The sequence below is a fragment of the Actinoallomurus sp. NPDC050550 genome, assembly GCF_040655075.1.
Classification (GTDB): Bacteria; Actinomycetota; Actinomycetes; order Streptosporangiales; family Streptosporangiaceae; genus Actinoallomurus.
On the sequence record NZ_JBFAJC010000014.1, the window covers coordinates 1 to 20,541 of the forward strand.

The 20,541-nt window shown below is 70.8% G+C and carries 24 protein-coding genes; 8 read left to right on the forward strand and 16 right to left on the reverse strand.

Features of this window, described 5'->3' with window-relative positions; all coding sequences use genetic code 11:
- From AB0I04_RS20455 to AB0I04_RS20480, 6 genes are all read right to left on the reverse strand, one after another.
- The coding region (locus AB0I04_RS20455; RefSeq protein ID WP_360886960.1) for an AraC family transcriptional regulator at positions 1-231 on the reverse strand (231 nt) is incomplete at its 3' end.
- Positions 232-425: 194 nt separating this feature from the next.
- On the reverse strand, positions 426-1,340 hold the full coding sequence (locus tag AB0I04_RS20460) for an LLM class flavin-dependent oxidoreductase (protein ID WP_360886560.1): 915 nt from the start codon (positions 1,338-1,340) through the stop codon (positions 426-428).
- 29 nt (positions 1,341-1,369) lie between these two features.
- Positions 1,370-2,461 carry an FAD-dependent oxidoreductase gene (locus AB0I04_RS20465; RefSeq protein WP_360886562.1) on the reverse strand — a complete coding sequence of 364 codons (1,092 nt, stop codon included), beginning with the start codon at positions 2,459-2,461 and terminating at the stop codon, positions 1,370-1,372.
- A 216-nt stretch (positions 2,462-2,677) separates the two neighbouring features.
- Entirely contained in the window at positions 2,678-3,493 is an 816-nt protein-coding gene (locus AB0I04_RS20470) for an alpha/beta hydrolase family protein (RefSeq protein ID WP_360886564.1), read from the reverse strand.
- Between the two features lie 8 nt (positions 3,494-3,501).
- Entirely contained in the window at positions 3,502-4,095 is a 594-nt protein-coding gene (locus tag AB0I04_RS20475; protein WP_360886566.1) for a WHG domain-containing protein, read from the reverse strand.
- Positions 4,096-4,272: 177 nt separating this feature from the next.
- Positions 4,273-4,629 (reverse strand): TetR family transcriptional regulator C-terminal domain-containing protein, encoded by a 357-nt coding sequence (locus AB0I04_RS20480; RefSeq protein ID WP_360886568.1) that lies wholly within the window; start codon positions 4,627-4,629, stop codon positions 4,273-4,275.
- A gap of 95 nt (positions 4,630-4,724) precedes the next feature.
- Here AB0I04_RS20480 and AB0I04_RS20485 point away from each other — a divergent pair, with 95 nt between their 5' ends.
- Positions 4,725-5,558: an MFS transporter gene (locus AB0I04_RS20485; RefSeq protein WP_360886570.1), complete on the forward strand. Its 834-nt coding sequence runs from the start codon at positions 4,725-4,727 to the stop codon at positions 5,556-5,558.
- 71 nt (positions 5,559-5,629) lie between these two features.
- Here the strand turns inward: AB0I04_RS20485 and AB0I04_RS20490 are convergent, their stop codons facing one another.
- The 3 genes from AB0I04_RS20490 to AB0I04_RS20500 all read right to left on the reverse strand — a co-directional run bounded on the left by AB0I04_RS20490 (position 5,630) and on the right by AB0I04_RS20500 (position 8,092).
- Positions 5,630-6,595: a pyridoxal-phosphate dependent enzyme gene (locus AB0I04_RS20490; protein ID WP_360886572.1), complete on the reverse strand. Its 966-nt coding sequence runs from the start codon at positions 6,593-6,595 to the stop codon at positions 5,630-5,632.
- Positions 6,592-7,317, reverse strand: coding sequence for a PAS domain-containing protein (locus tag AB0I04_RS20495; protein WP_360886574.1), 726 nt, complete (start codon positions 7,315-7,317; stop codon positions 6,592-6,594). Before AB0I04_RS20495 ends, AB0I04_RS20490 begins: the two co-directional genes overlap by 4 nt.
- Positions 7,318-7,480: 163 nt before the next feature.
- A complete protein-coding gene (locus AB0I04_RS20500) occupies positions 7,481-8,092 on the reverse strand; it encodes a DUF6817 domain-containing protein (RefSeq protein WP_360886576.1) in 612 nt (203 codons plus the stop codon).
- A 298-nt stretch (positions 8,093-8,390) separates the two neighbouring features.
- On the opposite strand from AB0I04_RS20500, the gene AB0I04_RS20505 reads away from it, so the two are divergent.
- Complete coding sequence (locus tag AB0I04_RS20505; RefSeq protein ID WP_360886578.1) at positions 8,391-9,122, forward strand: MerR family transcriptional regulator; 732 nt, start codon at positions 8,391-8,393, stop codon at positions 9,120-9,122.
- Positions 9,123-9,334: 212 nt separating this feature from the next.
- Here AB0I04_RS20505 and AB0I04_RS20510 read toward each other — a convergent pair whose 3' ends face one another.
- Positions 9,335-10,081, reverse strand: a complete 747-nt coding sequence (locus AB0I04_RS20510) for a Clp protease N-terminal domain-containing protein (RefSeq protein ID WP_360886580.1) — start codon at positions 10,079-10,081, stop codon at positions 9,335-9,337.
- Positions 10,082-10,247: 166 nt separating this feature from the next.
- On the opposite strand from AB0I04_RS20510, the gene AB0I04_RS20515 reads away from it, so the two are divergent.
- Both AB0I04_RS20515 and AB0I04_RS20520 read left to right on the forward strand, forming a co-directional pair.
- Complete coding sequence (locus AB0I04_RS20515) at positions 10,248-10,541, forward strand: DUF1330 domain-containing protein (RefSeq protein ID WP_360886582.1); 294 nt, start codon at positions 10,248-10,250, stop codon at positions 10,539-10,541.
- A 258-nt stretch (positions 10,542-10,799) separates the two neighbouring features.
- Entirely contained in the window at positions 10,800-11,156 is a 357-nt protein-coding gene (locus AB0I04_RS20520) for a transposase (RefSeq protein ID WP_360886584.1), read from the forward strand.
- Positions 11,157-11,226: 70 nt separating this feature from the next.
- Here AB0I04_RS20520 and AB0I04_RS20525 read toward each other — a convergent pair whose 3' ends face one another.
- The 3 genes from AB0I04_RS20525 to AB0I04_RS20535 form a co-directional block, all read right to left on the reverse strand.
- Positions 11,227-12,066: a Tn3 family transposase gene (locus tag AB0I04_RS20525; RefSeq protein WP_360886586.1), complete on the reverse strand. Its 840-nt coding sequence runs from the start codon at positions 12,064-12,066 to the stop codon at positions 11,227-11,229.
- A complete protein-coding gene (locus AB0I04_RS20530) occupies positions 12,056-12,697 on the reverse strand; it encodes a DUF4158 domain-containing protein (protein ID WP_360886588.1) in 642 nt (213 codons plus the stop codon). The genes AB0I04_RS20525 and AB0I04_RS20530 overlap by 11 nt, the downstream gene beginning before the upstream one ends.
- Before the next feature lie 244 nt (positions 12,698-12,941).
- Positions 12,942-13,532, reverse strand: a complete 591-nt coding sequence (locus AB0I04_RS20535) for a TetR family transcriptional regulator (protein ID WP_360886589.1) — start codon at positions 13,530-13,532, stop codon at positions 12,942-12,944.
- Positions 13,533-13,657: 125 nt separating this feature from the next.
- Here AB0I04_RS20535 and AB0I04_RS20540 point away from each other — a divergent pair, with 125 nt between their 5' ends.
- Positions 13,658-14,578, forward strand: coding sequence for an SDR family oxidoreductase (locus tag AB0I04_RS20540; RefSeq protein ID WP_360886591.1), 921 nt, complete (start codon positions 13,658-13,660; stop codon positions 14,576-14,578).
- Between the two features lie 26 nt (positions 14,579-14,604).
- Here the strand turns inward: AB0I04_RS20540 and AB0I04_RS20545 are convergent, their stop codons facing one another.
- On the reverse strand, positions 14,605-15,654 hold the full coding sequence (locus tag AB0I04_RS20545; protein ID WP_360886593.1) for an aldo/keto reductase: 1,050 nt from the start codon (positions 15,652-15,654) through the stop codon (positions 14,605-14,607).
- A gap of 188 nt (positions 15,655-15,842) precedes the next feature.
- Entirely contained in the window at positions 15,843-16,301 is a 459-nt protein-coding gene (locus tag AB0I04_RS20550; RefSeq protein ID WP_360886595.1) for an Lrp/AsnC family transcriptional regulator, read from the reverse strand.
- A gap of 94 nt (positions 16,302-16,395) precedes the next feature.
- Here AB0I04_RS20550 and AB0I04_RS20555 point away from each other — a divergent pair, with 94 nt between their 5' ends.
- From AB0I04_RS20555 to AB0I04_RS20565, 3 genes are all read left to right on the forward strand, one after another.
- Positions 16,396-17,265, forward strand: a complete 870-nt coding sequence (locus AB0I04_RS20555) for an LLM class flavin-dependent oxidoreductase (protein ID WP_360886597.1) — start codon at positions 16,396-16,398, stop codon at positions 17,263-17,265.
- Positions 17,262-17,687, forward strand: coding sequence for a nucleoside deaminase (locus AB0I04_RS20560; protein ID WP_360886599.1), 426 nt, complete (start codon positions 17,262-17,264; stop codon positions 17,685-17,687). Before AB0I04_RS20555 ends, AB0I04_RS20560 begins: the two co-directional genes overlap by 4 nt.
- Positions 17,688-17,781: 94 nt before the next feature.
- Entirely contained in the window at positions 17,782-18,348 is a 567-nt protein-coding gene (locus tag AB0I04_RS20565) for a GNAT family N-acetyltransferase (RefSeq protein WP_360886601.1), read from the forward strand.
- 52 nt (positions 18,349-18,400) lie between these two features.
- On the opposite strand, the gene AB0I04_RS20570 is transcribed toward AB0I04_RS20565, so the two are convergent.
- Positions 18,401-20,539: a trehalase family glycosidase gene (locus AB0I04_RS20570; RefSeq protein WP_360886603.1), complete on the reverse strand. Its 2,139-nt coding sequence runs from the start codon at positions 20,537-20,539 to the stop codon at positions 18,401-18,403.
- Positions 20,540-20,541: the final 2 nt, after the last annotated feature.

Here is a 20,541-nt window from a genome sequence, read left to right on the forward strand (position 1 = left end):
CGCCATCGCACGCTCGATACGCCGGGTCATCAGGTACGAATACGGCGACTCACCGTAGGCGAGCCGGAACTGACGGCTGAGATGCCCGGCCGACACGTGCACGCCCCGGGCGAGCGCCTCGACGTCCAGCGGCTGCGCGTACTCCCGATCGATCCGATCACGAACACGACGCAACCGCGCGAGGTCACTGAACCGCTGCGCCGGGGCGGATGTGCTGTTCACCTGCGAAATCGTGCCACGTCGTACGGGAGTTGGCTAGCACGGCCGGTACCCCGCGGTCCCCCTCCGCGTCCGCTCTGCTCGACGCCGTGCCCACCAGCCGGCTCGCCCCGGGCAGCAATACCGGCCGCCCGCGTAGCCCACCCGACCGGTCCCACCCCTTGACGTGCGTGACCCACAGCTTCCGCTCTCGCGGGAGAGAAGACCTAGTCGCTCTTCTTCGCGATCGCTTCGCGTACGGCGGGGACGATCTCCTTGGCCCAGCGGCCGAGGGAGACGAGGTCCGGCGTTCCGCCCTCGGGTGAGAAGAGCATGAAGCCCGATGCGCCGTGTTCCAGTACGGCTCCGGTCAGTTCTTCGACCCACTGGCCGGCGGAACCGCCGATCCACCGGCCGTCGGGGTTGCGCGTTGCGGGGAGTGGCCGGTCGGTGATGCGGCCGGGGAGGTTGAAGACCGTGCGGATCTCGCGTGGATCGCGGCCGACGGCGGCCGCCGCTTCGTCGATGATCGGCCGTGAGGTCCGGTATCGGTCGCTGAGCCAGTCCGCCGCGTGACCGGGGAGCCAGCCGTCGGCGACGCGGCCGGTGGCGGCCAGGGATTTGCGGCCGACCGATCCGGTCCACACCGCGGGTGCGGCCACCGGGGCCGGCTCGATCTGGTTCACCTGATAGTGGCGGCCCTGGTAGGTGACCGGTGGACCGCCGCCCGACAGCGTCTTGACCAGGGTGATCGCTTCTTCGAAGGCGTCCACGGCGTCGGCCGGTGACAGTTGTGGCACTCCCATGTCGGCGATCCGGTCCCACAGTCCGCCCGCGCCCATGCCGAGCACGATGCGGCCGCCGGACAGCGCGGACAGCGATGTCACCGTCCGCGCCAGCATGGGCGCGGGCCGGGTCGGCAGGTTGGTGACGTTGGCGAAGCCCGCGAGGCGCTGGGTACGTCCGAGGATGAAACCGATGGAGGCGTAGGCGTCGAGGCGCCCGCCGATGTAGGGATGGTCCGACAGCGAGAAGATGTCAAGCCCGTCGCGGTCGGCCTGTTCGGCCATGCGCAGCAGTTCCGGCCCGTCGTCGATGCCGCTGTGCGCGCCGAATCCGAAGACGACGTGTTGTATGGACAATGCCCTGCCTTCCATTTGCGGGAATTACTTCAGGCGGACGCGAACTGTTCGGCGAAGCGGCCGGTGAACAGGTCGGCGCCCTTGTACTCGGCGACCGTCGCCGCGGGGAGGACGGCCGGGCCATCGGGTGTGGGCAGTTGGCCGACGCCGCCTCGCGGCCCGAGCGGGAGCAGCATCATAGGGTCGGGTGCGGGGCGATAGACCGCCGCGGGCTGTTCGCCGCGCAGCTGGGCGATGATGTTCTGCGCCACGACCTCTGCGTGCTGCATCGCGTACCCGGCTCTCTTGTCCTCGGCGACATCGGTGATGTCGCCGATCGCGTAGACGTGGTCATACCCATGGACGTTGAGGCTCTCGGTGACGGGGACCTGTCCCTGCGTCGTGAGGGTCGTGAGCCGGCCATCGGCGAGGTAGTCGCTGTTGACCTGCACGCCGTGGGCGCGGAACCAGATGTCGGCGGTGATCTCCTCGCCGCTGGTGGTGGTGACGGTGAACGCCCCGGCCCGACCGTGCCCGGTCGGCGGCGGTGTCGTCAGAGCGGTGCCCAGCCGCAGCTCGACGCCCAGCTCGTCGAGCTGGCGGTGCAGGTCCTGGCGCATCTCCGGCCGGAAGTCGGCCAGGATTCGCTCGGCCGGGTCGACGATGGTCACCTGCTTGTGCGGCCAGACCTCTTTGATCTCCCCGGCCAGTTCCAGACCGACCGGCCCGGCGCCGAGGATCAGCACGCGTTCCGCGCCGGCCAGCTCCTTGTGGGTGTCACGGAGGTCGTCCAGCGCTTCGCCGGTGGACTCGGCGCTGGGCTTGGCCGGGTAGGAATAGCTGGAGCCGGTGGCCAGGACCAGGTAGTCGGCCGCGACACGTCGGCCTGAGGCCAGAGTGACGCCATCCGGGTCCGCCGAGACGGCGCGGTCCCGGATCACCGTCCCCCGCGTGAGCAGCGTGTCGAATGCGAAGAAGATGTTCGGCGCCCAGTCGGGCTGGGTCAGCGCCCGCAGCGACCCGGCGGCGTTGACGAACGCGTCCCGTGGATCGATGAGAACGACGTCGGCCTCGGAGTCCAGCGCCTTGGCGACCGCCGATCCCCCATAACCTCCGCCGATGACCGCGACTGTACGAGTCATGAGTCCTGCTCCCAGACAAGAGTTGAGTTCGTAGTGCGAACCATATTAGTTCGTACTACGAACTGCAACCTTGGGGCAGGCGACCACCGAGGAGCTCCTGGACTCTGATCAAGCGGACGCTGCTGATCGTGGCGACGCTCGATCAGGAAGGCCCGCGCTTCGCCGACCGGCACGGCCGTGCGGTTTCTCTCACCGGCCACGGCGCCCGAGTGCTCCTCAGGAGTCGAGGACCGCCAGGAGCTGCTTGGCGAACTCCTTCGGGAATTCGACGGCTCCGACGTGCCCGCCGGGGAACTCGACGAGGTCGGTCCCGAGCGACTCGGCCAGCCGGGCGGGCGGGCCGTAGAGCGGCACCTGCGTGCGTGAGTCCCGCCCGGCCGCCGGCACGAGCTTGTGGGCGACAAGACGGAGCGCGGCCAGATCGGGCACGGACGAGGAGAAGGGGCACAGTACGTGGCCGAGGAAGACCGGCATATTGGCGTGCATCCGCGGAGCCATCTCCTGGATCTCGGGCGGTAGATCCGTGGGCTGCTCGGCCGGCCGCTCCCCCAGTCCTTCACCGAATCGGACCATCGCGGGGCCGACTCCCTCGGTGCGGAAGATCTCACGGACCTCGGCGAACAGTGCCCGGTGCGGGGCGGGATCCTCCAGGAGCTCCAGCAGCGGTGGCTCATGCGCGACCACCCGGCTCAGCCGTTCGGGATACCGGGCCAGCAGGTCGACCGCGACGATGGCGCCTGAGCTGCAACCCAGGACGAAGGCGTCCTCGTCCGGGGCGACCAGGTCCAGCAGGCGGTGGGCGTCATCGCTCCACACTTCCACCCGCTGGTCGGCGAGGGGTCCATCGAGACGGCTACGGGAAAGGCCGCGCGGATCGTAGGACACCACGGTGTACCGGGCGGCCAGGTCTGCGGCCATGCCCTCGTACAGCCCGGCGTCGGCGGCACCGCCGGGGATCAGCAGCAGGACCGGGCCACTGCCGCGCTTTTCGTAGTGAAGCGTCGCGCCGGGCACCCGGAGGGTGCCGGTCATGGGCGAGTTCATCGGTTCTTCCGATCGTGTCGGGGCCAGTTCTCCAGGAGGACGTGGAGCGCGTCGAGCGAGCGCGCCCAAGAGTCCTGGACGTCGCGGGGGTGGTTGAACCCGCCGCTGAGCTCCAGGTGGATGTAGCCGTGGAAGGTGGCGCGCAGCAGGCGTCCCGCGTCGGTCAGGTCCGGCTCGGCCAGGCCATAGGCGCGCAGCATGCCGTACGTCAACTCGACGCTGCGGCGCATCCCGGCGGAGTCGGCGTGGTCGGCGACTTCCTCCGGGGTGAACCGCATCTGGGTCGCGGCGTAGCGGCCTGGGTGGTCGAGTGCGTACTGCCGGTAGGCGTTGGCGAAGGCGACGAGCGCGTCCTTGCCGGCCCGGCCCGCCACCTCCGCGGCGATGCGGTCGGTCATCTCCTCGCCGCCGAGCAGGGCGATCCGCACGCGCAACTCCCGCAGGTTCTTGACGTGCGAGTACAGGCTGGCGTCCTTCACACCGAAGCGCCGCGCGAGCGCGGAGACGGTGACCTGGTCGAGCCCGACGTCGTCCGCCATCTCCGCGGCGGCCTCTGTCAGCTTTGCGGCACTGAGACCGGCACGCCCCATCGGCACTTCCTTTCCTAGAGCCTCTAGGAAATAGCCTAGCAGAGATAGTCGGGCGCGCGGCGGCCTGCAGGGACGCACCGGGGGCGCGTGCCGCGGTGACGCGGGTCGCGACGAGGGTGCCCGCGACCAGGCTCACGGAGAAGGGCAGGAACCCGGGCGGCTCTCCTTGGCGGGCGGTCAGGAAGGTCGGGCTGGGGCGGATCCCAGGGCCTGGATCGCGACGTCGATCGCGGTGGCCAGGTGTGCGGGGTCGTGGCCGGCGCGCTCCCGTACCCGCAGTCCGAGCACTGTGGTGAACAGCAGTTCCATGGCGGCGTCGATGTCGAGGTCGGCGGGCAGTTCGCCGCCCCGGCGGCCCTCGCGCAGCAGCGATCGCAGCGCCTGCCGGGTGACCTCGAAGGCGGCCTCGGTTCGCTGGCGGACCTGGGCGTCGGTGGTGCCGAGTTCGGTCGCGGTGTTGACCACGAAGCAGCCTCGAGCGGGCCCACCGTCGGACGGGCAGGAGACCAGCCACAGCATCCAGTCCCGTAGCACTTGGCGTACCGGACGGCCGGCGGCGTCCAGGCGCTGTTCGGCCTGAGCGGAGTCGGTGGCCCGGTAGTGGTCGAGCGCGCGAAGGAACAGCGTGTGTGCTGGTCACCGCCGAGCAACTGCCGATCGGGCTGCTGACCGCCGTGGGGTCGGCCTTGTCGGTCTCCGAAGGGACGGCAGGGCTGATGGTGACGGTGCCCAGCCTGGTCGCCGCGGTCTCCGCGCCGCTGGTTCCGGTGCTCGTCGGCGCGATGAACCGGCGGCTCCTGCTGCTCGGCTTGATGGGGCTGATGACGCTCGCCAACGCGGCCTCGGCCCTGGCACCGAGTTTCGCCGTTCTGGTGTCCTCTCGGGTGCTGGTCGGGGTGGCGATCGGCGGCTTCTGGGCCGTCGCCGGCAGCCTGGCCGTCCGGCTCGTGGCCACCGAGGACGTGCCACGGGCCACCGCGATCATCTTCGGTGGCGTCGGGGCCGCGAATGTGTTCGGCGTCCCGCTCGGCACGCTGCTCGGCGGGTTCTTCGGCTGGCGCATCGCCTTCGCGACGCTGAGCGCCCTGGCGCTCGTCGCGCTGCTCGTTCTGCTGGCCGTGCTGCCGCCGTTGGCCGCCTCCCGGCCCGTCCGCCCGCGGCTCCTGGCCGAACAGTTCGGCAATCCAGGAGTGCGCGTCGGCATCGTCGCGACATTCCTCATCGTGACCGGCCACTTCTCGGCCTACACCTTCGTGAGCCCGGCGCTTCAGAAGCTGTCGGGGATCGACGAACGATTCGTCGGTCCGTTGCTGTTCGCATTCGGCCTGGCGGGCATGGTCGGCAACTTCATCGCCGGCGCCGCGCTGGCGCGCAATCCGCACCGGACCGTGCTGGTCATCGCCGTGGACCTGGCGGCCGCACTGGCGGTATGGACCGCACGCACCAACAAGAACCTGCGATAAGCCTCCACCACCGCGTTACCCGGCGCCTGGACGAGGTCAGCGCCGACCGGATACCGCTCGGGCCGTCGTGGTCAGGCGGACAGTTCGGCGAAACGCCGGGTGTCGATGTTGCCGCCGGAGACGATCACGCCGATACGAGGCGGGACGGGGGTGATGCGGCCGGACAGGAGGGCGGCCAGCGGGGCGGCGCCGCTCGGCTCGATGACGATCTTCAGGCGTTCGAAGGCGAGCCGCATGGCTTCGCGGATCTGGTCGTCGGTGACCAGGGCGATCTCGTCCACCAGCCGTCGGTTGATGGAGAAGGTCAGCTCGCCGGGGATGTCAGCGGCCAGCCCGTCGGCGATTGTGCGGGGCACGGGAATGGAGACGCGCCGGCCGGCCTCCAGGGACCGCTTGGTGTCGTCTCCGCCCTCCGGCTCGACGCCGATCACGCGGATGCCCGAACTCAGGCCCTTCGCCGCGGTGGAGCTGCCGGCGATGAGTCCGCCGCCGCCGACCGGGGTGACGAGTGCGTCGAGGTCGCTGACCTCCTCGAGGAGTTCGAGGGCGGCGGTGCCCTGCCCGGCGATGACGTGCGGATGCTCGTACGGCGGGATCAGCGCCAGGCCACGGTCGGCGGCCAGTGCCTCACCGATGGCGACCCGGTCGCCGGTGTAGCGGTCGTAGGTGACGATCTCAGCGCTGTACCCCGCGGTCGCGTCCATCTTGGACCGGGGCGTGTCCTCCGGCATGAGGATCACCGCGGTGGTGCCGAGCTCGCGTGCGGCGAGGGCGACGGCCTGGGCGTGGTTGCCCGAGGAGTAGGCGGCGATGCCCTTGCCCACCTGCTCGGGCGCCAGGCGGGAGGCGGCGTTGTAGGCGCCACGGAACTTGAACGCGCCGATGCGCTGGAAGTTCTCGCACTTGAGGAACACCTCCGCGCCGACGAGCGCGTCGATCGTGCGTGAGCGCAGCACGGGTGTACGGTGCGCGACGCCTTTGATCCGCGCTGCCGCGTCGCGGACGTCGTCCAGTGTGACCGGCGGTGTGTTCGTCATCCTTCACCTTTTGTGGAGGGGGCGGTGCCGTCGGGTGAGGACGCGGCCCGGGCTTCGGCGAGGTAGTTGTAGGCGGAGGCGCGAGAGATGCCGAGCCGGGCCGCGACCTGCCGGGCCGCGCCGCGTACGGCGAACACGCCCCGGTCGTTCAGGTTGCGGAACAGCTCCAGGCGCTCGGCCCGGCCGAGGTCGGTCCAGGGCTTGTTCTGCCGCAGCTGGTGCTCGTCGACGATGGCGTCCAGCACGGAGCCGATGTCGTCGCCGAACGTGGTGGTCGGCACGGCGGCCGGGCCGGTGGCGCCGGCGATCTCACCGATCAGGGCGTGCGCCTGGTTGACGGCGGTGATGTCGAGGTTGACGCACAGGGCCCCGAACACCGTGCCGGTCGAGTCGCGCAGCACCATCGTGGACGACTTGATCAGCTTTCCGGTACGGGCGCGGGTGATGTAGTTCAGCTCGTCTTCGGCCTGGTCACCGCGCGCGAGGATCCCCATGCCGATCTCGCTCATCGCCCCGCCGACACCGCGCCCGGTCACCGACCCGGCGATGGCGACCACGGACTTGTCCGGGCGCCGGAAGTCATGCACGACCACCTCGCAGAACGAGCCCAGTGTGGCGGCGATGCCGTCGATCACCGGGGCGAGCGCGGCGAGGATGGCGTCCTGCTCGCGGACCTGCTCGGCCGACATCGCACCCTCCCCCGGCACCGTCGCGGCGCCCATCACCTTGCTTCGCTGACACGAAGACCATCCGCCGCCCTGGCGGCTGCTGTACGAGCGAAGCTTAGACGATTAGTCTAAGGGCTGGATATTCAGTCCAGACATAGGCCACCCTGACCCGCCGGCAGCGCGACCCGCCGCGGGCGTTCAGCGCCCCCTATACGCGTTACGGCTGACGGCCGAAGTCGTGGACGGCACGTCGCGCCGAGGCGCTGAGCAGCGGCCGCCAGTCCGCGAACCGGGCGAGCAGGGCCGGACCGTGGATCTCCCGCAGGCGGGGAGCGGAGGACAGGACGTCCAACTCGTTGGCGACCGTCAACTCGGCGAAGTCCCGGCGAAGCTCCCACGGCGGGTTGGTCACCACACCGCTGAAACGATCGACGTACGGCCCGTCCGCCGCGGTGAGGTGAGGAAGGGACCGAGCACGGTCGCAGCTCGCGTAGAAGTAGACGAGCCGTTCCGCCGCCACGCCCACGGCCTCGCCCAGCACCGCCCGGTCGGCGGGATCCCCGAGGGCGGTCGCGAATCCGTCGGTGCCGTAAAAGGCGTGGCACAGCCCTGCCAGGCGAAGGTCCGGTCGCGCGCCCCAGGCCCCGAGCATCGCCTCGACACGCTGCAGGTGCGCGAACAGCATGCCGCCCGGGTGTTCCAGCGTGTCCGCACCACGGTCGAGCAGCAATCCGATCGCCGCCGTGCGGCGGTCACCGAACCCACTGCCGGTGTGCGGTCCGGTGCCGGATGATCGCATCTCCTCCGAGCGGGCAACGGGGTCGGACATGATCTCTCCTCACGCTCGGGAGGTCGCCGGCCGCCCGCGTACGGGTCGCCGTCCGTACCGTGCGTCCCGGGGCGTCGACGGAGGACGGCACGTACGGCGGGCGGGTCGCCGCCAATGGAGAACCGGCGCCGCCGGTCCCGCCCCCAGCCTGCGACCGGCGCAGTCCTCAGTCAATCCAGGGACCTCCGGCCGGAAGCAGCGTCCGTAGCCGGCCGGGTCTTCCTTCAAGTGTGCGATCGAGAGTGGTTGAAGCTTATTCCCCTGAATCGAACGGTTGCTGCGCGATAACCTTCAACTCGTGGAGAACGTGCGCGGATCGGCGGTCCGGGAGGAGAGGGGGCTTCGCCCCGTCGACCTGGCGCGGGTGGCCGGCGTCTCGACCCAGCAGATCCGCAACTACGAGGAGGCGGGCATCCTGCCGCCCGCCGCGCGGAGCCCCGCCGGCTACCGCCGATTCGAGGAGCGGCACCGCAGCGCCCTGGTCACCTATCGGGCCCTCCTCAAGGGGTACGGCCCTCGTGCCGCGCAGGCGATCATGCACGCCGTGCATGCGGAGGACCTCCCCCGGGCGCTGACACTCGTCGACGCCGAACACGCGACGCTGCACCAGAGCCGACTGTCCCTGGAGGCGGCGAGCGAGGCCCTCGAGGCGCTCACCCGGCAGGCCCCCGACACCGAGGCCTTGCCGCGAGCCGGTTTGACCGTCGGAGAGGTGGCCGCCCGCCTGGGAGTGCGCAGCTCCGCGCTGCGGGTGTGGGAGGCCTCCGGGTTGCTCGCTCCGGGCCGCGACCCGGCCACCGGATACCGCCGCTTCGCGGCCACCGACGTACGGGACGCGCGCCTCGTCGCGGTCCTGCGCCAGAGCCACTATCCCCTGCCGCGGATCCGACCGGTCCTGGAGGGACTGCGTCGTACGGGAAGCCGCGAGGCCCTGCGCGCGGCACTCGACGAACGCCGGGACGCGCTCAACCGGCAGGCGACCGCGATGCTCGAGGGCTCCGGCCGCCTGCACGACTACATCACGACCTGAGGCCCGCGTCGGCCGGGCAGGCGACCGTCAGCGGACCAACGCCTCCTCTCCGCCGGGTCATCGCGCGCCGGACAGGAGCGGCAGCAGGACCACCAGCCAGAAGCCGGTCACGGCCGCGTACCGGAGCACGACACGGGCGGCAGCATCACGCATGCGAGCCTCGGTACGCTCACGGGCCCACGCCGCCGTCCCGGTGGGCTGCACCACGCCGGTCAGCGCTGTTCGGGCGCCGGGCCGAGGCGTTCCTCCAGCCGCTCGATGCGTGCGACGAGCGGCTGGAGTTGCTGCTGGACGGCGGTGGCCAGGACCTGGACGGGATCGGCGGCGGAGGTCTGGGCGCGCAGGTGAACGTAACCCGCCAGGGCAGCCGTCACGGCACGCCGGGTCAGCCGGGGTTCGGCTCCGTGTGCCAGCAGGACCTGGCCGGCCGTGCCGTCGGGTTCGGTCACCAGGCCCAGGAGCAGGTGCTCGCAGCCGACGTAGTTGTGCCCGAGCGCGGTCGCCTCGGTCACCGCGAGTTCGAGTGCGCCGGCGGCAGCGGTGCTGAAGTGCACCGACGAGTCGTCCTCCGCGCCGCCTTCCTCGGTGCCCGTCTGCCGTTCGAGGTCGCGCTGGATCTGGGCGGGGTCGATGTCCAGGGCTCGGAGCACGTGCAAGGCCAGATTTCCGCCTTCGGCGACCATGCCGGCGAGCAGGTGTCCGGTTCCGACGTTCGCGGAGTCACCGGCGCGAGCGCGGTCGACGGCCAGCTTGATCACGGCTCGGGTCCGAGCGGTGAAGGCGGGCAGCCGCTCGTCCAGGTCGTCGGCTGACAGCTCGCTCAGTGCGGTCTGCCGGATGGCGGTGACGCGCCGTACCGCTTGTTCCAGGGCGCGCTGGCAGACCGCCGACACCGGCACGCCGGCGTCCTTGACCGCCTCTGCCAGGTCGTCGGGCAGGTACACGTTGATCTTCGGCACGACCGGTCCTCCCTATGGGGGGATGATGGGGTTAGTTAATTTATACCCCCTTGAGGGTTATAGCAAAAGGGACAAGTCCCCCATCGGGGGTATTACGCCGCTGACGCTGCCGGTTTCGCGGGTTGAGGAACATCGGAACGAAAACCGGCCCAACACTGGAGGTTCCATGCCCAAGGGCTACTGGGTCAGCGCCTACCGCACCATTTCAGACCCTGAGAAGCTGGCTGCTTACAACAAGCTGGCCGGTCCGGCCGTCGAGGCCGGGGGCGGTCGGATCCTCGCCCGTGGCAGTCGGATCGTGGCGCATGACGCCGGAATCGCCGAGCGCACCGTCCTGATCGAGTTCGACAGCTTCGAGCAGGCCGTCGCGGCGCACGAGAGTGCGGCCTACCAGGAGGCGCTGGTCGCCCTCTCCGACGGCGTCGAGCGCGACTTCCGCATCGTCGAAGGCATCGACTGACCGAGGTCCAGTCGGATCTTCACTGAAGGACTCTGTCGGGAATCTTGAGGACGGGCAGTTAACGATCGTGACGTTGCGTCAGGCTCGTAGGATCCCGCCGCTGACCGCGCGGGTCGCCAGCGCCAGCAACCCCCACGGCACTACCGCGATGTGGATCCGAGACCGCCTCGACGGCCTGTGGAACGACGAGGACTTCACCGCCTGGTACCCGCGCGATGGCCGCCCCGGGCTCTCCCCGCCCAGCTCGCCACGGTCTGCGTGCTGCAGTACGTGCTGAACCTGTCAGACCGCCAGGCCGCCGAGGCGGTGCGCTGCCGCATCGACTTCAAGTACGCCCTCGGCCTGGAACTGGAAGACCCCGGCTTCCACCACAGCGTCCTGTCCGACTTCCGCGACCGGCTCGCCGAGGGCGACCGCGCCGACCGGCTGCTGGGCCTCGCGCTCACCCGGATCCGGCGGGACGGCTTGCTCAAGGGCGGCGGCACCCAGCGCACCGACTCCACCCACATCCTGTCCGCCGCACGGGAGCTGACCCGCCTGGAGCTGGTGACCGAGGCGGTCCGCGCCGTCTTGGAGGCCATGGCCCACCACGCGCCGCCAGGCGTGACCATCTAAGCAATCCCAACCGCAGCCCCGCCGACCAGCCCGCAGCAGGGGCTGGTCGGCGTCTCCCGATGAGCGGCGGTCACTCGCCGTCTACGGCATCCGGATCACGCAGTGGTCGCACGCCTCCGGGCAGGTCGGGGAGCTGGAAGGAGTACCGGCCGAGCATGTTGATGTGGTGCCGCACGAATGGCGAGAGGCGGGCCACGTCCTCGTCGCGGACGTCGAAGCCGTCCGCGCGCAGCTGGTTAACTGCGGCGTCCGTGTACCGCGTCGTGAACAGCACGAGGGCGTTGAGGACCAGGCCGAGCGCGCCGAGCTGGTCTTCCATGCCGTCCTGGTAGCGCTGGTAGAGCTGCCCCGAGCGGCCGTGGAAGATCTTCCGGGCGAGGGAGTGACGGCCCTCCTTGAGGTTGGCCTGCACCTTGGTCTGGCGGCGGTAGCCGGGCTCGTCGGCCAGGCGCAGGATGTGCAGGGACTTGGCGATCCGCCCGTAGTGCGCGATCGCGTCGCCGAGCGGGGTGGGGCGCCCGTCGCGCGACAGCATCCGGATCACGTCGTAAGCGCGCACCGCGCCGGTGTGGATCGAGCCGATGATCCGCAGGATGTCCTCCCGGTGCCGCTCGATGCGGGCGAGGTCGACCCGGCCGCGGGCCGTGTCCTGGAAGGCGCCGTAGTCGGCGCTGCGGTCGATGCGCCACATCTTCTGGTCGGGCAGGTCCGCGAGCTGCGGCGCGTACGCGAATCCGGCGAGGGTGAGCAGGCCGAACACGATGTCGCTGTAAGAGGCGGTGTCGGTGACGATCGTCTCGGGGCGCTTGCCGCCGTCGCGATCGTAGAGGACGTCCAGCACGTACAGGGAGTCGCGCGGGGTGCCGGCCACCACCTTCTCACCCAGCCCCGCCGCCTGGTCATTGATCATGTTGAGCCAGGTGGCGCCGCCCCGGCGGCACGGTCAGCAGGGAATCGAGCACGGCCCGCTGACCGGTGCTCAGCAGCCCGTAGAGGGTGTCCCACAGCCGCTGGTTCGCCGCCTCCCGCACCGAGGCGACCAGCCGGGCCAGCGTCGTCACACCGGGCAGCGGCACCCGCCGCTCCCGCAGCCACCCCACCGACGCATCGAACAGCGCCTTCGGGCCCTCCCCGGTCGTCCAGGCCCGCGCATCCACCCACACCCGCAGCTCCGCCTCCGCCTCGGCGAACTCCGTGTACTCCAGGACCCGCCGCAGCTCACGGACGTGATCGAGCCGAGTGTTCTCCCGATCGCCGTACGTCTTCAGCACCGACGCGTCCGCGATACCGAGCTGCTCGGCGAGATAGTCGGCCACCTCCGCCGGCACGTCGATCGGGTCGTCCAGGAACACCCCGAGATACCGCGCGGTCGTGAGCTGGGCCGCGAAGCCCAGCCGGTTGTGCGCCCGCCGCTTCGGCTCGATCAGCGCCCGGTCCGCGTCGTCCAGGAAGAAGAACCGCTCCAACTCCGTACGGGACGGTGCCCGGTCGTACGCCGCGTACGCCGCAGCCTGCGAATCCGTCAGAAACTCGACCGGCACCCCGGGCCTCCAGACAGTCAATGATCACCACGACTGCCGAAGGCCCCGCCCCCGTAGAGCCCCATGTCAAAGCGCTCTCAGGCCCGCGAAGGGCTTAGCGCCGGTTTTTGTTCCGATGTTCCTCGACCCCCGTTTCGCCACGAAGAGGTGTCCGCTCATACCGATGCGCGGACGACGGCGCCCTTGAGGAGTGCTCGTGTCGCGGTTCGCTCGCGGATGATCGGTGGTCGCGGGTGGGGCGGTGTCAGCTTTCAGGCCGTGCCTGTGCCGGCAGACCGGTCCCGGAGAGGGCGCGCAGATCGTCGAAGGCTTGGAGGAGATGCGTGTCCAAGCTCTGGGAGGAATCGTCGATCCAGGCTTGGGCCGCTTGGTGAAAGGCGGCCCAGCCGGTCTGCGCGGCCAGGCCGGCCAGCCGGTCCGCGACATCGCGCTGCCGCAGTGCCTGCGCTACCGCGTCGGTGAGCGACGCGGCCTTGGCCAGTTCGCGTTCGCGGAGCGCTGGTGTCACGGCGATGACTTCCAGCCGTGGTTCGGAGAACGGGCGGTTGTCCTCGAGGATCCGCCCGGCTTTCCGGAAGGCCCAGAGCAGTATCTCGAGCGGCTCCAGGCCATCGGGCGCCTCGGCCACCGCCTGCATCAACGCGGCGCGCAGGTCGGCTTCGCCGTCGAAGAGCACCTCGCGCTTGTCCGGGAAGTGCCGGAAGAACGTGCGCTCGTTGACGCCGGCCCGGGCGGCGATCTCAGCCGTGGTGGTCTGGTCGAACCCGCGCTCCCGGTACAGCTCCAGGGCCGCCTGTTGAAGGCGGCGGCGCGCGTCTGCTCCGCTCCGTGGCACGCCCTGAGGCTACCGGATGTGCCAGCGACCGGCGCTACCTTGCGCCAGTGACTGGCGCTACGTGTAGAGTCGGCGACTGGCGCTACTTAGCGCCAGTCGCTGGCGTTAAATCGGGAGAGTGTTCCATGCGTGTCTTCGTCACTGGTGGTTCCGGCCTGACCGGCCCCGCCGTCGTCGCCGAGCTCGTCACGGCCGGCCACACCGTCACCGGTCTGGCGCGCTCGGACGCCGCCGCCGCTCGGCTGGAGTCGCTGGGCGCCACACCACACCGCGGTTCCCTGGAAGACCTCGACAGCCTGCGGAGCGGCGCCGAAGCCGCCGACGGCGTCCTGCACATGGCCTACGGTGGCGACTTCACCGACCTCGACGACATGATGCGGCGCGACCGGACCGCGATCGAGACGCTCGGCCGACCGTTGGAACACTCGGGCAAGCCGTTCGTCAGCACCTCGGGCACGCTGGTCATGCCCGCCGGCCGGGAGAGCACCGAGAAGGACGAGCCCGACACAGCCGGCATCGCCGCCTTCCGCATCGTGGGCGAGCGAGCTTGCCTGGGCTTCGCCGCCCGGGGAGTACGCGCGAGCGTCGTCCGGCTCGCTCCTACCGTCCACGGCCCCGGGGACTACGGCTTCATCGGCATGCTCGTCGCCACCGCACGAAGGACCGGCGTGTCGGCCTACGTCGGCGACGGCGGCAACCGGTGGCCCGCAGTGCACCGGCTCGACGCGGCGACCTTGTTCCGCCTGGCCTTGGAGAAGGCTCCTGCGGGCAGCGTGCTGCACGGAGTGGCCGAAAACGGTGTCACCCTGAAGAGCATCGCGGAGACGATCGCCCAGGGCCTCGATCTGCCCACGGTCTCGCTGACCCCGGACGAGGCCGCCGCACACTTCCCGAGCCCGTTCATGGCCACCGTCTACGGCATCGACGCGCCCGTCTCCGGCTCTCACACCCAGGAGCTGCTTGGCTGGACGCCCACCCACCCGACCCTTCTCGACGACCTGGAACACGGCGATTACCTCGCCACGCCGGCCTCCTCACCACGTTAGATATGGCCCCGGACGAACTCGGACGCTCAGCCGGCGGCGCGATCGGTGAGGGAGCGGCGCCGCACGGAGATGTCGGTCAGGGCGTGCGGCTGCCAGGCGCCGTCCGAACGGTACAGGTCGGTCCCGGGAGGCGTGATCTCGTCGATCCGGTCGAGGGTCGCGTCGTCGAGGGTGAGCGAGGCGCCCTTCAGCGTCTCCTCCAGCTGCTCCATGGTCCGCGGGCCGATGATCACAGAGGTCACCGCGGGATGCGCCACCGGAAAGGCCGTCGCCAGCGCGGGCAGTGAGCAGCCGAGGTCGGCGGCCAGCTCGACGAGCGCTTCGACGGCCTCGTACTTCCTGGCGTTCTCCGGCAGCGCGGGATCGAAGCGTCCCGGCGTGAGGGAGGCGCGGCCGGTGGAAAGGTCGACGGGCCGGCCCTTGCGGTACCTGCCGGTCAGGAATCCCGACGCGAGCGGGCTCCAGGTCAGGACGCCCATGCCCAGGCGGCGGCAGGTCGGGAGCACCGAGGCCTCGATCCCCCGGGCGAGGAGCGAGTACGGCGGCTGCTCGCTGCGGAAACGCAGCAGGCCGCGGCGCTCGGCGACGTGGTGGGCCTCGACGATCTCCTCGGCGGGGAAGGTGGAACATCCGAAGGCGCGGATCTTGCCCTGGTGCACCAGGTCGCTCAGCGCGGAGAGCGTCTCCTCGATGTCGGTGGTGTGGTCGGGACGGTGGATCTGGTAGAGGTCGATCCAGTCGGTCTGGAGCCGCCGCAGGCTCTCCTCGACCTCCTTGATGATCCAGCGTCGTGAGTTGCCACCCCGGTTGCGTCCCTCCCCCATCGGGAAGTGCACCTTGGTGGCCAGCACGACGTCGTCGCGGCGGCCCTTCAGGGCCTTGCCCACGATCTCCTCCGACTCCCCTGCGGAGTACATGTCGGCGGTGTCGACGAAGTTGATCCCCTGGTCGAGGGCCGCGTGGATGATGCGGGCGCACTCGTCGTGGTCGGGGTTGCCGACGGCGCCGAACATCATGGCGCCCAGGCAGTGGACGCTCACCTCGATGCCGGTGCCGCCGAGAACGCGGTAGCGCACGATCGTTGCTCCTTGTCGGTGGTACGGGAGGGCGACCACGTCGGTGATCGCGGAGCCGTCGGCAACCCCGATCCGGCAGGCGGCCCGGCTCCGCCCGTACCTTAGGAGCTAGAGTCGGCTCTAGATCAACTCCGTGGCCCGGCATCCGGGCTGCGCGCACTGGTCGCCGGGGTGCCGGACCGTGGAGGTCAGTCCGCCGATGGCGGCGAGGAGGGGCCGCGGTAGGGCAGCGTCTGGCTGTAGACCACGTTGGTGGTGGTGCTGCCGAACTGCGCGAGCTCGTCGACGAGCCGTTCGAGGTGGGCCATCGACCCGGCGGCCACCTTGAGCGTGTAGCAGTCCTCGCCGGTGGTCCGCAGGCACTCCAGGATCTCCGAGCGCCCGGCGAGCAGCCGGCGCAGCGGCTCATGCCGGCTGCCGGGGTACTTCAGCCGCACCACCGCCAGCACGGTGAAACCGACCTTGCCCAGGTCGACGTCGGCGCGGTACCCGGCGATGACGCCCAGCGACTCCAGCCGCCGGACCCGCTCGGTCGTCGCCGAGGCGCTGAGACTGACTCTGCGCCCGAGCTCGGTGAGCGCCAGCCGGCCGTCGCGTTGCAGCTCGCTCAGGATCGCCCAGTCGGTCTCGTCGAGATCCTCGGCCATTCCCGAAATGTACCGGCAGATCAACGGCATCCCGCCCCGTACGCCGTGAACGATCTCTTCAAAGGTGGCGGAACGTCTCGCTAGCGTTGCCCTTATGCGAATCGGGGTGAACGTACCGAACTACGGGCCCGGGACCGATCCGGACGTGCTGTGCCGCTGGGCGCGGACGGTGGAGGCCCTCGGCTTCGACCTGCTGATGATCTCAGACCACGTGGCGGTGACGCCGGACGTCGCCGAGCAGTATCCGGCTCCGTTCTACGAGCCGTTCACCACGCTGTCGTGGCTGGCGGGCGTCACCGAGCGGGTCCGGCTCGGAACCTCGGTGCTCATCGCGCCGTACCGGCATCCGCTGCTCGTCGCCCGGATGGCGGCCAACCTCAACCGGATCAGCGGAGGACGGCTCGTCCTCGGAGTGGGCGTGGGCTGGGCGCGCCAGGAGTTCGCGGCGCTCGGGGTGCCCTTCGAACGGCGCGGCCGGCTGACCGACGATCACCTGCGGGCCCTGCGCGCCGCCTGGGCGGACGAGGACGACTACCGCAGCGGCTCGATCCCGATCTGGGTGGGCGGCAACAGCGAGGCGGGCATGCGCCGGGCGGTCCTGCTCGGCGACGCGTGGCACCCGCTGCGCGACCTCACCCTCCCCCGGCTGCGCGACGCGGCCGGCCGGATGAAGGACCTCGCCGACGAGCTGGACCGTCCGGCGCCCGCGCTGACGCCGCGGATCCTCCTGCGCCTCACCGACTCCCCGGTCACCGGCCCGGACCGCGTCGCCGGGGAGGGCTCCATCGAGCAGATCGTCGACGACCTCGAACAGCTGCGTCTGCTCGGCGCCGACACCGTCGTCCTCGATCCGTTCGGCGGAGACCCGGCCGAGACGCTGCACCCGCAGACGGCATGGCGGGCGCTCGCGACCGTGGCCGACCACTGGGACCTGAGCACTTCTCACGAAACGGAGAGACAGTGACATCTGACAACGAGAGATTCCTGCGCCGGGCCATCGAGCTCGCCGCCCGGTCCCGCGCGGGGGGCGACGCCCCCTACGGATCGCTGCTGGTCGGCCCGGACGGCGACGTCCTCGCCGAGGACCACAACACCGTCACGAGGGACCGCGACATCTCCGCCCACCCGGAGCTGAAGCTGGCCCGGTGGGCGGCCCGCGAACTCGACGCGGCGACTGCGGCGGCCACGACGATGTACACCAGCTGCCAGCCCTGCGGGATGTGCTACGGCGCCATCCAGCGCTCCGGCCTGGGCCGGGTGGTGTTCGCGCTGTCCACCGAGCAGCTCAATGGACTCAACCCCGGCGGCGCCTGGCCGCAGCTGCCGCAGGAGGGCCCGGCGCTGTACGACGAGGCCCGTGTGCCGATCGAGGGCTTCTACCCCTGACGGCGCCTCGACGCGGCGCATGCCGCGTCGGGGGCGTTGTTCCCGAGTCACGGCGATGCGCCATTCGGCCGAAGGGGCCTCCTAAGATCGAGTGGTGTTGAAACCCGACTACCCGATCCTCACCGAGCGTCTGCACCTGCGCCCCTACACCCTCGACGACTTCGACGCCCTCTATGACATCCACTCGCGGCCGGAGGTGGCGCGCTACCTGTACTGGGACGCCCGCGATCCCGACGAGGTCCGCGAGGCCCTGGAGAAGAAGATCCGCTCGTCGATGCTCGCCGACGAGGGCGACGCGTTGCAGCTGGCGGTGGTCCTGCCGGAGACCGGCGCGCTCCTCGGGGACGTCGTGCTGTTCTGGACCAGCCGCGAACACCGCCAGGGCGAGGTCGGCTACATCTTCCACCCCGACCACGGCGGCCGCGGCTACGCGACCGAGGCCACCGCGGTCATGCTGCGCCTGGGGTTCGAGGGCCTGGGCCTGCACCGCGTCGTGGGCCGCCTCGACGGCCGCAACGCTGCCTCGGCGCGCGTGCTCGAACGCCTCGGCCTGCGCCGCGAGGCGCACCTGGTGCAGAACGAGATGGTCAAGGGCGAGTGGACCGACGAGGTGATCTACGCGATGCTCGAAGACGAGTGGCGGGCCCGCCGGTCCGGGTAGCCCGGTCATGCGCAGGATCCCCCGGCGGCCGGGCCGCCGGGGGACGCCGGTTTCAGGCGATGCCGGGCAGGAGTGCCGCGGACCAGCTGAAGTTCGTGGAGTTCAACGGTTCCCCGGTCAGCGGGTCGTAGTTCTCCATGATCGGACGGTCGCCGAGCAGACCGTCGGCCGACCGCCACAGCCGGTCCGCGGCGGACGCGGCGTCCGTGCCGTAGCCGTACCCGCGCAGGCCCGCCAGCGCGAAGTACGCCTGGTCCAGCCACACCGGGCCGCGCCAGTACTCCTTCGCGTCGAAGTACGGTGAACTTTTGGCCACCGTCGGGAAGGGCACCTTCGTGGCGAACTCCGCGGGGTCGGTCAGCCTGGCCCGGACCCGCGCGGCCTCGGCACCGTCGGCGACCCCGGCCCACAGTGGGATCGCGCCCTCGATGCCCCGGCCCCGCTCCACCAGCCGCCGCCCGGTGGCCAGGTCGGTGTCGTAGAAGAAGCCGGTCGCCGGGTCGTACATCTTGGTCCGGATCGCCGCGGCGAGCGTCCGGGCCTGCGCGGTGTACCGGGCGGCGGCGTCCCGGTGCCCGAGCCGTGCCGCGATGGCCGCCAGGTAGCGCTTCTCGGCGACGAGGTAGGAGTTGAGGTCGACCGACTCCTGGTTCAGCGAGTAGCCGACCAGCCGACCGTCCGCGTCGCGGTTCTCCACGGCGGTGGTGCCGAGCGCGGCGTCGAAGCGCGGGGCGTTGTCCATGCCGCTCTCCCACGCCGCCGCCTGCCGCCGTTCCTCGGGGCTGTCGTTGGCCGGGTCGACCGTGGCGCCGTATTCGGCCAGGCCGTCGTGGTCATGGTCCCGGTCGCGGTACCACCAGTCGTGGTAGGCGACCAGCTTCGGATACATCTCCTTCAGGAACGCGGTGTCGCCGTTCGCCCGGTAGACCTGCCAGACCGCCCAGGCGGCCAGTGGTGGTTTGGAGTTGCGCTCGTTCCAGTTGCCGCCGCCGCGCGTCGGGTCGTTGTAGAAGAGGCAGTCGGGGATCATCCCGGCGTCCTGCGGGCGCGTGGGCGAGTCGGGGCGGACCTGGTAGTCGAACATCGACCTGATCTGCGACTCGGCCAGCGCGGGGGCGAAACGGGCGACGCCGACCGCCTGCTTCCAGGTGTCCCACGCCCAGAACCCGCCGGTGAACCACTTGTAGGAGATGGACGGGGTGATGCCGTCGTGCTTCAGCATGCCGGCCGCGCCTCGCCAGTTGGTGATCAGCGTCTCGACCGACTTGACCACCGCCCGGCGCCGTTCGGCGGGCACGCTCCGCGTCGCGGCCGTGACGTAGCCGCGCCACCGCGCGTCGTCCTGGGCGATGGCCCGCTCCGGCCGGCGCAGCAGGTCGTGGACGACCGCCGCCTCCCGGCTCCGCTCGGCGGCGGTGAAGGTGTAGGTCTCGGTCCAGGTCAGCGCGGTGGTGCCGCGTGGCGCGACGGTGCGCGGGCGGACCAGCTCGGTGACGTAGGAGTCGCCGGTGACGGTGGTGCGGACCGGCTCCGCGTGCGTGACCTCGAACCGTTCGGTGCCGTCGGTGAGGTAGTCCCACGTCTGCCGGACGCGGGCGAAGTCGACGGCGACGCCCTGACCGGTGGCGTGCAGCGACGGGGCGCTGCGCATCGGCTCGGCGTCCGGCCGCAACAGGGCGCCGGTCCAGCCGACCTCCAGCGTGCGCGCGGCGGTGCCGGTGTTCTCCAGGTACGCGCGCACGAGCGCGCTGCGGCCGCTGCCGAACCGCAGCTCCAGGGTGAGGCGCAGCCCGGGCAGGTCGTACGACTGGCGCAGCAGGCCGGGCAGGGCGGTCAGCACCGGCTTCTTGGCGGTGGCCAGGTCGATGTCCCGGCCGTTCTCCCGCAGCCGGATGCGGGAGAACGCCTTGCTCAGCCACCAGGGGTACTCCTGGGCGATGTACATCGGCCCGGAGAAGCCGCCGTAGGTGGACGGGTCCTTCGGCAGCGCGTAGGCGTGCCACGCGCCCCGGTCGGCGAACACGTTGATGGCGTTGACGTCGGCGGGCAGGGCGTTCGAGGGGACGCCGTGCAGGTCGAGCACGTCGGCGTACCCGGCCGGTGGTGGCGCGGCGTACGCGGCGGGAAGGGCGGTGACGACGAGGGCCGAGCCGAGCGAGAACCCGGCCAGGGCATGCAGCGATCGACGCATGA